The organism is Niallia oryzisoli (assembly GCF_043641075.1).
Taxonomy (GTDB): Bacteria; Bacillota; Bacilli; order Bacillales; family Cytobacillaceae; genus Bacillus_BD; species Bacillus_BD oryzisoli_A.
The window spans coordinates 67,702-80,433 of sequence record NZ_JBHZRC010000002.1 but is presented as its reverse complement, the minus strand read 5'-3'; the positions used below and the strand labels follow the sequence as shown (position 1 = coordinate 80,433).

The following is a 12,732-nucleotide window of genomic DNA, read 5'->3' as shown; positions in this document are numbered from 1 at the left end:
TTAGAATGACAGCAAAAATATGATGAATAAATGATTTATATTGAACTGCTGTTTAATCCATTTACTTTCACTTGAAGGGAGAGCGTTTTATTTGGCCAAATCTCAAATTCTTGCTATTGATGCCGGCGGTACGATGACAGACACGTTCATTATTGATGAAAAAGGAGATTTTGTTGTCGGCAAGGCACAAACTACTCCGATGGATGAACACATTGGGCTATTAAACTCTGCTCGAGATGCTTTGAGCCAATGGGATGCAAAAATGGAGGAGGAGTTCCCGAACCTGCTTGCAGGGGTTTATTCCGGAACTGCGATGCTCAACCGTCTCGTTTCCAGGGTTGGACGACGAGTTGGACTAGTTGTAAATAAAGGGATGGAGGATAACCATCGAATGGGTCGTGGGCTGCAGTCATTTCTTGGCTACTCCTATTCTGACAAAATTCATATTAATACCCATCACTTTGATCCGCCGCTTGTACCAAGAAAGTGGACGGTTGGTGTAACAGAGCGAGTTGACCTTTTCGGAAATGTAGTAATTCCTCTTTATGAGCATGAAATTGAACCAGCTATCCAAAAGTTAATTGATGAGGATGTGGAAGCGATTGTTGTCAGCTTACTGCATTCCTATAAATATCCTGATCACGAAAGAAAAGTTCGTGATATTGCGGAAAAGATTATCGCAAAGGCAAATAAAGACATAAAGGTTTTTGCAACGGTGGATTATTATCCAGTCCGGAAAGAATCACATCGGACCAATACAACCATTGTTGAAGCCTATGCGGCGGAGCCTTCACGTCAAACATTAGCAAACATTGATAAAGCATTAAGGGAAGCAGGAACTGACTTTGATCTAAGGATTATGGCCAGTCACGGTGGTACGATCAGTATCAAAGCAAATGAATTGGCAAGAACCTGCGTTTCCGGACCAATCGGAGGCATGGTTGGTGCGAAATACTTAGCAGAACAGCTCGGGTTGAAAAATGTAGCATGCTCCGATATCGGCGGTACAAGCTTTGATATTGGACTAATTACCCAAGGGGAATTAGCAATTAATGCAAGTCCGGATATGGCTCGACTTGTACTGTCATTGCCGCTTGTATCCATGGATACAACCGGTGCGGGTACAGGAAGCTTCGTTCGAATTGATCCAAACTATGGAAATATTACGTTAGGACCTGATAGTGCAGGCTCACGCGTTGGTGTATGTAACCCTGAAGGCGGTCTCGATACAGTGACTGTTTCAGATTGTCACGTTGTGCTGGGTTTAATTAATCCTGATAATTTTATTGGCGGCGTCATTAAGCTTTCAAAGGCAAAAGCCTATGAAGCAGTCAAAACTCAAATTGCTGATCCACTTGGATTAACCGTTGAGGATGCGGCATATGGAGTTATTGCATTACTAGAATCACAGCTTCGAAACTACCTTGAGTCGATGATTTTAGGAAAAGGATATTCTCCTTCTCAATATGTTTGCTTCTCTTACGGCGGCGGTGGTCCGTTGCACACAGCAGGCTATACGAAGGGGCTCGGCTTTGAGGATGTTCTAATCCCTGCTTGGGCTGCCGGATTCTCAGCATTTGGCTGCGGCGCAGCAGATTTCGAATATCGTTATGACAAAACGTTGGATCTAAATGTTGATGATGGAGCAGAGGATTCCGATGCATTGATTGCGGGCAGAGAATTACAAGCTGCATGGGATGAATTAAAGACAAAAGTAACAGAGGAATTTAGGAAAAATGATTACCAGCCAGAGGATGTCGATTTCCGTCTGTTATTCCGGATGCAATATCAAGGACAATTGAATGATCTCGAAATCGAAGCCCCTATTTCTTCCTTTAAATCTGTCGAAGATTGGGAAAACCTTGTGAGGACCTTTGAAGAGACCTATGCACGTGTCTATGCAAAAGCAGCTCTTTCCCCAGAGCTTGGCTATTCCATCACAGGCGCGATTGTGCGTGGTGTGGTTGAAGTAGCAAAACCGCAAATTCCACAGGAGCCATTAGCCGGTGAAACACCGCCTCGTGATGCCTTCATGGGTTACCGTGAAATTTATTGGGATGGCGAGTTCCTGCAAGCGGAGATTTATGAAATGGAAAAATTACTGCCTGGTAACCGAATTTCAGCCTTTGCGATTCTTGAATCCACTGCGACTACATTAGTTGTTCCGCTTGGATTTGAAGCATATCTTGATGGCAATCGTATTTTCCATTTAAGAGAATTAAAGTAATCGATTCTAATCCATTTAATTCAATTTAAGGGGGTACTAAATTTGGCAAAAACTCTTGAGGATATTCAAGGCAAAAAAACGATCGGCTGGGACGGAAAAACGCTTAAGCAAATGCGGAAGGAAATGGATGAAATTAGTCGGGAAACCGGTCATTATGCTGGTTTAAAGACACTTCATTTTAAAGAAAAGGATCCGATTCGTTTTGAAAAAATTTATTCCAAGCTGCGCGGCGGGGTTGTTCATGCAAGGGAAACGGCAAAAAAGGTGGCTGCATCACCGATTGTTGAGCAGGAAGGCGAACTGTGCTTTAGCTTGTACACACCTGAAGCCGATTCGATTGTCACCTCTACCGGGATTATTATTCACGTAGGTACAATGGGTGCGGCAATTAAATTTATGATTGAAAATGATTATGAGGATAATCCGGGAATTGCCGATAAAGATATTTTCTGTAATAACGATAACCATGTAGGGAACGTTCATACCTGTGATGTTCATACCCTTGTTCCAATTTTCTGGGAAGGGGAGGTCGTTGGCTGGGCTGGCGGTGTAACGCACGTAATCGATACAGGTGCCTCTGCGCCAGGTAGTATGCCAATGGGTCCGGTTCAGCGCTATGATGACGGTTATCAAGTCACATGCCGAAAAATTGGTCAAAATGACACGTTATCAAAGGATTGGCTGCTTGAAAGTACCAGGTCCGTACGTGCCGTTAAATACTGGACTTTGGATGAAAAAACACGTATCGCCGGATGTCATATGATCCGTGACCTTGTACTAGAAGTTATTAAGGAAGAAGGCGTTGACGCGTATAAACAATTTATGCGTGAGATTATTGAAGATGGACGCCGTGGTTTCGTTAACCAAGTAAAAACAATGTTAATTCCAGGAAAATATCGTCAAGCATCCTTTGTTGATGTGCCGTTTAAGGATTTGGATCTTCCTTCATTCGCGAAGCTGAATACGATCATTCATACACCTTCTGAAATTACCGTTCATAAGGATGCGAAGTTTGAAATTGATTTTGAAGGAGCAAACCGCTGGGGCTGGCACCCGTTCAACGCAACGCCGGTTTCGATTACTAGTGGTATCTGGGTTATGCTTTCCCAAACACTTGTACCAAATGACCGGATTAATGATGGGGCCTATTATGCAAGTAAGTTTGGCATTCCGTATGGATCCTGGTTTAATCCTGATGATATTCGTTCTGCCCATTCCAATACATGGCATGCGCTCGTGGCAGCATGGTCACCTCTATGGCGCGGCTTGAGCCGTTCTTACTTTGGACGCGGCTATTTGGAGGAAGTAAACGCTGGAAATGCACATACCTCTAACTGGCTGATGGGCGGAGGATATGATCAGTATGGTCAATTATCCGCTATGAACAGCTTTGAAACCTCCTCATGTGGGGTAGGGGCAAGTGCTGTTCAGGATGGAATCAGCCACTCTGCTGCTCTCTGGAATCCAGAGGGGGATATGGGAGACATGGAAATTTGGGAGCTGCTTGAGCCGCTTATCTTCCTTGGAAGACAAATTCTACCTGGATCAGGCGGAGCTGGTAAATACCGTGGCGGAAATGGCTGGCAATCGCTTCGTTTAGGATGGGGTGCAGAGGAATGGACAATGTTCGTTGCCGGCTCTGGAGTCATGGCGACAGACTGCGGTCTCATGGGCGGCTATCCGGCATCTGCAGGCTATCGTTTCCAAGCAAATAAAACGAATATTAAAGAACGAATTGAGAAAGGTCTTCCAATCCCGTTAGGCGGCGATGTCGATCCGGACAATCCAATCTATGAGGAAAATATGGAGGCCGAGGTTATTCACCGTGACAGACAGGCGGTATCAACACAGGAGCAATTTGGTGATTACGATGTAATTATGAACTACCTTCGCGGGGGTCCTGGCTTTGGTGATCCGCTTGAAAGGGATCCAAAACAGGTTGAAACAGACTTGAATGAAAAATATATCCTACTTCGTTATGCAGAGCAAGTATACGGATGTGCTTTTACAGAGGAAAATGGTGTTTATACAGTTGACCTTAAAGCAACGCAAGAAAGACGCAAGGAACTTCGTATGGAGCGTTTGAACCGCAGCCAGCCAACTCAAGAGTGGATGGAAGGCGAGAGAACGAAGATTATGAACGAAGAGGCTGCCATTCAGGTGAAGCATATGTATGCACAAAGCTTTGCGTTAAGTGAAAAGTTTACAAATGAATTCAAGAGCTTCTGGAGTATCCCTGAAGAGTGGATGATCTATGAGGATGATTTAGGTGTACCAACGCTAGGATCACGTATCAATCGTTTTAAAAAGAAAAAATAATATAATGAGACAAAGAGGTGAAGAAAGTGGCAAAATACGATAAAAAAAGAATTGGTGAATTAATAGATGGAACGCTGGAATTTTATCAGCTGAAGGATATGATGACAAGCCATAAAGACCCGGAGCGCTTTGAAATTTATCGGGAGGTATTGCAGGATCGTGTGAGCTGGGATGATCCAATCCTGCTTCCGTATGGGCTGCATCTCTATATTGTGCAAAAAGCCAACGGTGATCGGGTAGTCAAATGCGATTGCGGTCACGAATTCTGTGATTATCGAGAAAACTGGAAGCTCCAAGCAAAGATCTTTGTCCGCGATACAGAGGAAAAAATGAATGAAATTTATCCTAAATTAATGTCACCGGATCCAGAGTGGCAGGTCATTCGCGAATATTATTGTCCAAGCTGCGCCACGCAGCTCGAGGTTGAAGCTGTACCACCTTGGTATCCAATTATTCTTGATTTTGAACCGGATATTGATACGTTCTATAAAGAGTGGATTAAAAAGCCGCTGCCGACCGTTAAATAGAGTTAACCGGTGATCCTCTAGGATGGGAGACCCTTAGGGGTTTCCCTTTATTTATTTTTATGAGAATGATAGACCAATAGAAATGAGGGTAGAGCTAATGATAGAAATATGTTCCTCTTCAATAGAAGCGGTAAAGGATATACAGGATGGCGCTACGATTATGGTTGGCGGGTTTGGTGTATGCGGGATCCCCGAGAACCTGATTCAAGCCCTTGCTGAAACAGGTGTCAAAAACTTAACCGTCATTTCGAATAACTGCGGAATCGATGATTGGGGGCTGGGAATTCTTTTAAAACGGAAGCAAATTAAAAAGATGATTAGCTCCTATGTTGGTGAAAATAAGGAGTTTGAAAGACAATATTTATCAGGTGAAATCGAGGTTGAGCTTCTGCCGCAAGGAACATTAGCAGAAAAAATCCGTGCTGGAGGGGCCGGGATTCCTGCTTTTTATACGCCTGCGGGGGTAGGGACAATCATTGCAGAGGGAAAAGAGGTTCGCACCTTTAATGGGAAAGACTATATTCTCGAGACAGCGTTGAAGGCTGATTTCAGCTTAGTATCGGCCTTTAGAGCAGATGAAATGGGAAATTTAATCTATAACAAAACAGCGCAAAACTTTAATCCTATCATGGCAGCAGCCGGTGCAATTACCATAGCAGAAGTAGAAGAGATAGGAGATATTCCTTCATCGCAGGTTGATACTCCCGGTATTTATGTACAGCGGCTTATTCTAGGAAAAAAAGAAAAACGTATTGAAAAACGAACAATACAAAAGGTGGGGTAATAATGGGTGCTCCAATGGAACAAACGATGGATACAAGAGAAAGAATTGCCAAAAGAGCGGAAAGAGAAATTGCTTCGGGGAATTATGTGAACCTTGGGATAGGTATGCCCACATTAATCGCTAATTATATTAATGAAACTAAAAAAGTCGTTCTTCAGTCTGAAAACGGGCTCCTTGGTATTGGTCCCTATCCGAAGGAATCAGAATTAGATCCTGACTTAATCAATGCAGGTAAAGAAACGATTACGGCGATTAATGGGGCATCCTTTTTTTCAAGTGCTGAGTCCTTTGCCATGATTCGCGGAGGACATATTGATGTGGCGATCTTAGGAGGCATGGAGGTTTCAGAGACAGGTGATCTTGCTAATTGGATGATTCCCGGAAAAATGATCAAGGGAATGGGTGGTGCGATGGACCTTGTTCATGGAGCCAAAAAGATTATTGTGATTATGGATCACACCAATAAAAACGGGCAGCCTAAACTACTAAAGCAATGTACCTTGCCCTTGACTGGTAAAGGGGTAGTCAATCGAATCATTACAGAGAGAGCAGTGATAGATGTAACAGAATTTGGTCTAAAGCTGGTTGAAGTCGCAAAAGGTTATACTGTTGAGGATATTCAGTCGGCTACAGAGCCTGATCTTCTCATCGATCCGCATCTAAAAATGGATGCTTTTTAATCAATTGGGAGAAGGAGAGGTTCTTTTTCCTAAGTAATTTAAAAGGAAAATGTCCAATTTGAAATCTAAATAAAAAGAGCTAGGTTCAAAACCCAGCTCTTTTCGTCTTGCAAAAAATTAAACAACACTATTTTTCATTGAATTACTATCACTGACATCTGGATCAACAACTGCAGGAGTGATGGCATTTGAAGGGGATAAGTCTCCGTTTTGCTCACCAAAACCTTGGTTTCGTTTATACGTTACTAACTGGTCAATGACCTGAAGTGAACCCGTATTTGAAATAGCTCCATTATCTAACGCATTAATTTTAATTCCAAGGATATTGACAATTGTTGGTGAGAAAAAAACCATAAACAGCACTCCAATCATAAAATGATAGTCAAGATATATGGCTAAACGATACTAGATTTAACAGACAAACTATCGAGTAAATCCATATCCCAAACCCATGAATGATTCTGAAGGATGAGACTGTAATCTCCATTATGTTCCCCAAATCCCTGATTTCGTTTGTAGGAAACAAAAATGTCTAGGTGCTGACTAGGGCCAAAATTGACAATCCCGCCATTGTCAATGGCATTGATTTTCACCCCTAAAATATTGAGATTGACTGGTGTAAATAATGTCATTTTTTCACTCCTTAGAGATCTGGAAGAGCAGACGCTGAATTAGCTGTCTCAAAGGTAGAATTGGAATCAAGCTGATCCCGGTCATCAACAAAACTTCTCGTTCCAAAAAAATTGCTCCCGTCTCCCATATTTTGGCCTAACCCCATGTTCTTTTTATCAGAATTATGCCATTCAGCCAAGAGGTTTTGCCCAACATTTATAGCAGATGCATTTTCAAATGAATTCACTTTAATAATATTTATATTAATGTTGATGTATGGCACTTGACCAGCCATTTGAAACCTCCTCACGATGAATCTGTTTATTTAATTTTTGTCTTCTCAGAATTGGAATCATGGATTTCATTATCAAGAATGGAGCTAGAAGTATCGATTCTTATGTTCCCATCTGCAAAATCCTGCCCAAAACCTTGGTTTTTTTTTGCGCTCACATTTCTATTTTTCTTACTGGTAGAACCAAAGGATACAGCGGATAAGTGGTCAATATTATTTGATTTTATATCCCCAATATTTACCTTTATTGGCATAAAAGACATACGCAGTTTTCCTTTCTTTTTTTACGGATTAATTAAAGATATGCTCATAAAGCTTTGATTATGTTAGGTAGCACCTTGCCGCATAAAAGCGGAGGTGTGGACAGTTAAACTAAATACTAAAAGCCACCTTTTTTAAGAATGAATTGTTAATAATTAAATATGATTAATTATAGATGCACATAGAATAGCCTATTTCTCTCAAAACGGGCACGGCAAGGAGGAGATCCATCGTGGATATGAATAAAATATTTCAATGGATGGATTTAGCAAAAAAGTATCAAACCAATGATTTTTGGAAAGAGGTCTTTGAGCAGTCCTCCTTTGAAGATTTGATGAAGAACCATGAAAATTCAGGAACGGGGTCCCCTTTTGAAATGAAGCAAAATAAATTATTTCCTGCAATAGATATCTATGTTACTGATCAAGAGGTTCTATTAATAGCAGAATTAGCAGGTTATCAAAAAAATAATATTCAATTATCTATTTCTGGGACAAAGCTTTTAATACGGGGAAACAGCAATCAAGTCTTCCCAGGTGAACCAATACAGCAGGAACGAAATATCGGACCGTTTGAACGAGTGATTCATCTCCCTGAACCAACGCTTCCGGACCAAATACGGGCAACCTTTAAAGATGGACTCCTTTTCGTCTCCTATAAAAGGCAATTTATGCAGGATGAACAAGTACCAATAGAATAATCAGCTAATAAAAAACTAATGTGAGGACTCATGTATGCCGTTTAAAGGGTTATTTAATCAAAATAGACAAATGGAACACTCGAATCATAAAAATGAAATTGAAAAGATCACGCTTAGAATCAATGCCCTTGAGGTTCATTTAAAAAGGTTATTAAACTTTGAAAACGAGTTCCAGAGATCCATGTCGCGTCCAGTTGCAAGCAGCTACAAAGAAAAGACTTTAGTCAATCGGAAGAATAATTTGAATCAACGTTCATCCCATGAGGATTCATCGAAAGACACATTTGAAGCGGGTAAGTTTGTTAACAAAAAAATAGAGGAACTATCCCGAAGAATAGACAAACTGGAACTTTATATAAACGAGAACATACCTTCAATTGAAGAACGGCAACTCCATTCTTTGAAAGTAGAAAAGCAAGTGAGGGAGTTAGTAGAGCGAATCCTTATCCAAAAATTTAATGAAGATCGGAAAAAAGAAGAAGAATGGCATGACAAAATTCGAAGGTTAGAAATCCAGGTATCTAAAATATTGGAAGGAGAAAATGACCAAACTCAAGTTCGACAAAAAGGGGAGAATTCTCAACTCAATCTAGACAGCGAGTCGTGTAAACAAGCACCATCTGAAGGTATCCTGCAAAACGAGAGCATAGAATCCTTTTATTTTGATACCCGCCAAAGGCTTCTTTTGCTAGAACAAAATATTAATCTGTTAAATGAAGGACAAGTTATGCTTCTTAGGCAAGTAAATGAACTGATTGGAAAATCCAACGATAACCAAATGGCAGACTCTGAAAAAGAAGAACAGGCTGACCCCCTTTTGAGAACCGTATATATAGACAAGCTATATCTTGATAAATATGAGCAAAATAATAACTTTGCCCAGCTTGGGATTAAAAGTCTGAGCGGAGCGTTGAATATTGGTGCAACATATGGAAGTGTGCCCATGCCGATTGCTGAACAAGTTAAAGAGGATATAGAAAAGATGAAGGCGGCAAAAGAAGAAATGGAGACGCAACAAAAGTCGGAATCATTAAGTGACCATATGGGTAAGGAATCCACATCAAATAGTGAATCACCTCCAAGTGCCCATTCAACAGATGAAACTCCATTCACAGAAATTCAAATTGAAGTCGATTCCTTAACGGAGGAAGAGTCGTCATAAGAAAACTCTGAACACAAAAAGGAAGTTGGTAAAGTGAAACCAGCTTCCTTTTTGTACCAGGGGGACGGGTTCCTCGGTCTCGATGTAAATATTTTTAACTATTCTTTTTCCCTACGATGAGACCAAATCATAACAGGAATAAGCAGTAAGGCAAGAAATCCTCCCGAAAGAGAAAGAATCGCATAACTCGAATATGCTGCAACCATCCCAGAAAGTGCTCCACCTGATGCCCCCGCTAAAGCAATTAAGATGTCTACGGTTCCCTGTGTCTTTGCGCGGTTTTGTAGAGTAGTAGAGTCCACAATTAAGGCAGTGCCGCTGATTAAGCCAAAATTCCAACCCAGTCCAAGCAAGGATAATGCAATAGTCAGAACAAACATGGAATCAGCAGGTGCTGCTGCAGCTATGACACCAGCTGAGAGCAAAGTGACACCGGAAGCTATGGCCATTTTCGTTCGACCAATTTTATCTACAAGGATACCAGTTAGGAGAGAGGGGAGGAACATGGCTCCGATATGGAAGCCTATAACTAACCCAACGGCGCTTAACGTATGTCCGTGACTCCTCATATGCACGGGTGTCATAGTCATAATAGCAACCATCACAATCTGGGTAATGAGCATAACGGCTGCACCGACAGCAATTCCCTGTTTGTTTTTTGCTAGAGCTAGAGAATCTGTGTTTGATAGATTGGTTTCAGCATTTTTCACATCATCTGCTAGGGCCTTCGCAACAACGAGTGGATCCGGACGAAGGAAGATCAAATGAACTAAACCGGCAAGGATGAACGCTGCAGCTGCAAGAATGAAGGGACCTGCCAAGGCAGGAATACCAATCGTTGTAGCAAAGTCGCCCATTACTTCAACTAAATTGGGACCGGCAACCGCACCAAATGTCGTAGATACCATGGCGATACTAATTGCTGTGGCTCTTTGTTTTGAATCAGCTAAATCAGTTCCTGCATACCTTGCCTGTAAATTGGTCGCTGTACCACTGCCGTAAATAAGTAGGGAGGCTAGAAGTAACAAAATATTATTCGTAATAGCAGAAATCACAACGCCGATTGCACCAATTCCTCCAGTCAGGAATCCAGCAGCAAGTCCCGGACGTCGCCCATAACGTTGCGAAACCCTTCCAATGAGAAACGCAGATCCGGCAGAGCCAAGGGTAAATAAGGCGGTGGGAACGCCTGTAAAGCTGTCTGTACCCAACATATTCTGAGCTAGTAGGGCTCCGACCGTAATACCTGCAGTTAAGCCGGCACCGCCAAAAATTTGTGAAATCACAACAATTATTAACGTACGCCGATATAATTGTTTTTGCTTTTCTTTTGAATCCATGTAACTCTGGACCCATGACGGCTGTCTTTCTAAAGTTTTTGTTTTGTATGATGCCACATTTAACCTCTTTCCAAAGAATTTGAAATTACCTTCGCCTAATCCATTATTATTTTATAATGGCGTAATAAATGAATGAAAGTCCTTTATTGATTGATAATTTCTCCAGTGATCTATTGATAATTTTACTACAAAATCTTGGACTTGTTCGAGATTATTTATAGCTACACAGACCATATATCAAATTTCATTGACTAAATAATCTAAAGAGTTGTAAGATAATTGTATACAATATTGTTGAACTTTTTTAATAATAATCAGGTGGAGTGTTGAAATATGAGTCAACAAACGGAAACAGCATATCAATATGTTAAAGAAAGAATTCTAGATGGAACGTATAAACCTTCGCAAAAATTAATAGAGGCACAGTTATCTCAAGATGTAGGAGTTAGTAGAAATACAATCAAAAAAGCTTTATTAATGCTTTCTCGTGAAAATTTAGTAGACCTTGAGAAAAATAAGGGTGCCACGATTAAGTCCTACACGATGGAGGAAGTTGTTAACTACATGCAAATTAGGGGAGTGTTAGAAGGATTAGTCGCAAAAATCGCAACAAAAAAAATAACAGATACTGATTTAAAAGCACTTGAACAAATTGTACAGCAGATGAAAAAGTATACAGAAGAAAACGATTTCGATCAATATACATTATTAAATAATGAATTTCATGAAATTATTTATAAAGCTTCAGAAAATAAGCAGGCTGTTGAAATGATCAATACTATAAAAAACCAATTAAAAAGAATTAATTTTAGAAGCCTTTTACTACCTGGAAGGAATCAGGAATCGCTACAGGAGCACATAGAGATTTATGAGGCATTAAAAAATCGAAATGAGAAAGCAGCTGCTGAAGCGGTTGAACACCATGTTGATCATGTACGGAAAGTGATTGTTCAGAATTATCAGTTCCTTCAGTAAAAATAGATAAAAAATCGATTTATATGGGTATTAAATAGCACATATCCTTGAAATTCCATATAATAGATGATAAAAGTCATGGGACATATTGTTCTCAGGGCTTTTTTTTGATTTCAAATTTCTCTATATGTCAAGGATTTGAGAAAATTGTATTCTAGGGGGAGAAATTAAAGGAAAATTATAAATATTATTAGTTTGATTATTGACATGTAAATATTCAGAATTTATACTCAAATTGTAAACAAAAATGTTAATCAATTTTGCTCTCAAAAGTTTCGTTAATCTTTGTGAATGTAATTAAAATAAAACACAACACTGTTTTTAAAACTGAAAGGGGAAAGAAAAAATGCAATCTAGTTATCAAAAACCAATACTACCTCAAATACTAACCTTGGAAATGATCAAGGCAGCTTGTAAAAAAGCAAAAGAGTTGAAAATTAAAGTGACTGTAGCCATATATGATGATGGTGGAAATTTGAAATCATTCTCAAGGATGGATGGTGCGAGCTTATTAAGTTTAGAAATCTCTCAAAATAAGGCTTACACATCAGCTTCAGGCAGAGCTACTGAAGAATGGTATCCAACAATTAAGGATAACCCAGCTCTACTTCATGGGATTGTCCATACTAATCGCCTAGCCATATTTGGCGGAGGATTACCTATTCATTTGAATGGTGTGTTGGTAGGAGGAATTGGTGTTTCCGGCGGTACAGCGGAGGAAGATATTGAATGTGCTAAAGCTGCGATTTCAGTAATAGAAAAAGTTATAGAGGAAGAGGGAATTGTTTTTTCGTAATATATGGAAAATGACTTTACCAAATAATTTTCATATTAGGAGATTAATATATTTGTA

General features: G+C 40.2%; 14 protein-coding genes. 9 read left to right on the top strand and 5 right to left on the bottom strand.

Going from position 1 to position 12,732, the window contains the following annotated elements:
- The first annotated feature begins 91 nt into the window (after nucleotides 1-91).
- The 5 genes from ACHUFV_RS09935 to ACHUFV_RS09915 all read left to right on the top strand — a co-directional run bounded on the left by ACHUFV_RS09935 (nucleotide 92) and on the right by ACHUFV_RS09915 (nucleotide 6,537).
- A complete protein-coding gene (locus tag ACHUFV_RS09935) occupies nucleotides 92-2,227 on the top strand; it encodes a hydantoinase/oxoprolinase family protein (RefSeq protein ID WP_394233630.1) in 2,136 nt (711 codons plus the stop codon).
- Nucleotides 2,228-2,269: 42 nt separating this feature from the next.
- Nucleotides 2,270-4,546, top strand: a complete 2,277-nt coding sequence (locus tag ACHUFV_RS09930) for a hydantoinase B/oxoprolinase family protein (RefSeq protein ID WP_394233628.1) — start codon at nucleotides 2,270-2,272, stop codon at nucleotides 4,544-4,546.
- A 26-nt stretch (nucleotides 4,547-4,572) separates the two neighbouring features.
- Nucleotides 4,573-5,073, top strand: coding sequence for an acetone carboxylase subunit gamma (locus tag ACHUFV_RS09925; RefSeq protein ID WP_394233627.1), 501 nt, complete (start codon nucleotides 4,573-4,575; stop codon nucleotides 5,071-5,073).
- A gap of 97 nt (nucleotides 5,074-5,170) precedes the next feature.
- Nucleotides 5,171-5,857, top strand: a complete 687-nt coding sequence (locus ACHUFV_RS09920; RefSeq protein WP_394233625.1) for a CoA transferase subunit A — start codon at nucleotides 5,171-5,173, stop codon at nucleotides 5,855-5,857.
- A gap of 2 nt (nucleotides 5,858-5,859) precedes the next feature.
- On the top strand, nucleotides 5,860-6,537 hold the full coding sequence (locus ACHUFV_RS09915; protein ID WP_394233623.1) for a CoA transferase subunit B: 678 nt from the start codon (nucleotides 5,860-5,862) through the stop codon (nucleotides 6,535-6,537).
- A 117-nt stretch (nucleotides 6,538-6,654) separates the two neighbouring features.
- On the opposite strand, the gene ACHUFV_RS09910 is transcribed toward ACHUFV_RS09915, so the two are convergent.
- The 4 genes from ACHUFV_RS09910 to ACHUFV_RS09895 are packed head-to-tail and all read right to left on the bottom strand — an operon-like array spanning nucleotide 6,655 to nucleotide 7,695.
- Entirely contained in the window at nucleotides 6,655-6,891 is a 237-nt protein-coding gene (locus ACHUFV_RS09910; protein ID WP_394233621.1) for a hypothetical protein, read from the bottom strand.
- Nucleotides 6,892-6,932: 41 nt separating this feature from the next.
- Nucleotides 6,933-7,169 (bottom strand): hypothetical protein, encoded by a 237-nt coding sequence (locus ACHUFV_RS09905; protein WP_394233619.1) that lies wholly within the window; start codon nucleotides 7,167-7,169, stop codon nucleotides 6,933-6,935.
- Nucleotides 7,170-7,180: 11 nt separating this feature from the next.
- Nucleotides 7,181-7,444: a hypothetical protein gene (locus tag ACHUFV_RS09900; RefSeq protein WP_394233617.1), complete on the bottom strand. Its 264-nt coding sequence runs from the start codon at nucleotides 7,442-7,444 to the stop codon at nucleotides 7,181-7,183.
- Between the two features lie 26 nt (nucleotides 7,445-7,470).
- Entirely contained in the window at nucleotides 7,471-7,695 is a 225-nt protein-coding gene (locus ACHUFV_RS09895; RefSeq protein ID WP_394233615.1) for a hypothetical protein, read from the bottom strand.
- A gap of 245 nt (nucleotides 7,696-7,940) precedes the next feature.
- Here ACHUFV_RS09895 and ACHUFV_RS09890 point away from each other — a divergent pair, with 245 nt between their 5' ends.
- Together ACHUFV_RS09890 and ACHUFV_RS09885 are read left to right on the top strand one after the other, a co-directional pair.
- Nucleotides 7,941-8,402 (top strand): Hsp20/alpha crystallin family protein, encoded by a 462-nt coding sequence (locus ACHUFV_RS09890; RefSeq protein ID WP_394234445.1) that lies wholly within the window; start codon nucleotides 7,941-7,943, stop codon nucleotides 8,400-8,402.
- Nucleotides 8,403-8,436: 34 nt separating this feature from the next.
- The gene (locus ACHUFV_RS09885) at nucleotides 8,437-9,564 is read left to right on the top strand and encodes a hypothetical protein (RefSeq protein WP_394233613.1); all 1,128 of its coding nucleotides are present in this window, start codon (nucleotides 8,437-8,439) and stop codon (nucleotides 9,562-9,564) included.
- Between the two features lie 98 nt (nucleotides 9,565-9,662).
- Here the strand turns inward: ACHUFV_RS09885 and ACHUFV_RS09880 are convergent, their stop codons facing one another.
- Nucleotides 9,663-10,904: an MFS transporter gene (locus ACHUFV_RS09880; protein WP_394233611.1), complete on the bottom strand. Its 1,242-nt coding sequence runs from the start codon at nucleotides 10,902-10,904 to the stop codon at nucleotides 9,663-9,665.
- Nucleotides 10,905-11,237: 333 nt separating this feature from the next.
- On the opposite strand from ACHUFV_RS09880, the gene ACHUFV_RS09875 reads away from it, so the two are divergent.
- Together ACHUFV_RS09875 and ACHUFV_RS09870 are read left to right on the top strand one after the other, a co-directional pair.
- Entirely contained in the window at nucleotides 11,238-11,879 is a 642-nt protein-coding gene (locus tag ACHUFV_RS09875) for a GntR family transcriptional regulator (protein WP_394233609.1), read from the top strand.
- 346 nt (nucleotides 11,880-12,225) lie between these two features.
- The gene (locus tag ACHUFV_RS09870; RefSeq protein WP_394233607.1) at nucleotides 12,226-12,675 is read left to right on the top strand and encodes a GlcG/HbpS family heme-binding protein; all 450 of its coding nucleotides are present in this window, start codon (nucleotides 12,226-12,228) and stop codon (nucleotides 12,673-12,675) included.
- The last annotated feature ends 57 nt before the right edge of the window (nucleotides 12,676-12,732 follow it).

What these genes read in the sequence shown, in the direction of transcription:
- ACHUFV_RS09920 (WP_394233625.1), top strand. Translation starts at nt 5,171, where the DNA reads ATGATAGAAATATGTTCCTCTTCAATAGAAGCGGTAAAGGATATACAG.
- ACHUFV_RS09915 (WP_394233623.1), top strand. Translation starts at nt 5,860, where the DNA reads ATGGGTGCTCCAATGGAACAAACGATGGATACAAGAGAAAGAATTGCC.
- ACHUFV_RS09910 (WP_394233621.1), bottom strand. Translation starts at nt 6,891, where the DNA reads ATGGTTTTTTTCTCACCAACAATTGTCAATATCCTTGGAATTAAAATT.
- ACHUFV_RS09905 (WP_394233619.1), bottom strand. Translation starts at nt 7,169, where the DNA reads ATGACATTATTTACACCAGTCAATCTCAATATTTTAGGGGTGAAAATC.
- ACHUFV_RS09900 (WP_394233617.1), bottom strand. Translation starts at nt 7,444, where the DNA reads ATGGCTGGTCAAGTGCCATACATCAACATTAATATAAATATTATTAAA.
- ACHUFV_RS09895 (WP_394233615.1), bottom strand. Translation starts at nt 7,695, where the DNA reads ATGCCAATAAAGGTAAATATTGGGGATATAAAATCAAATAATATTGAC.
- ACHUFV_RS09890 (WP_394234445.1), top strand. Translation starts at nt 7,941, where the DNA reads ATGAATAAAATATTTCAATGGATGGATTTAGCAAAAAAGTATCAAACC.
- ACHUFV_RS09885 (WP_394233613.1), top strand. Translation starts at nt 8,437, where the DNA reads ATGCCGTTTAAAGGGTTATTTAATCAAAATAGACAAATGGAACACTCG.
- ACHUFV_RS09880 (WP_394233611.1), bottom strand. Translation starts at nt 10,904, where the DNA reads ATGGATTCAAAAGAAAAGCAAAAACAATTATATCGGCGTACGTTAATA.
- ACHUFV_RS09875 (WP_394233609.1), top strand. Translation starts at nt 11,238, where the DNA reads ATGAGTCAACAAACGGAAACAGCATATCAATATGTTAAAGAAAGAATT.
- ACHUFV_RS09870 (WP_394233607.1), top strand. Translation starts at nt 12,226, where the DNA reads ATGCAATCTAGTTATCAAAAACCAATACTACCTCAAATACTAACCTTG.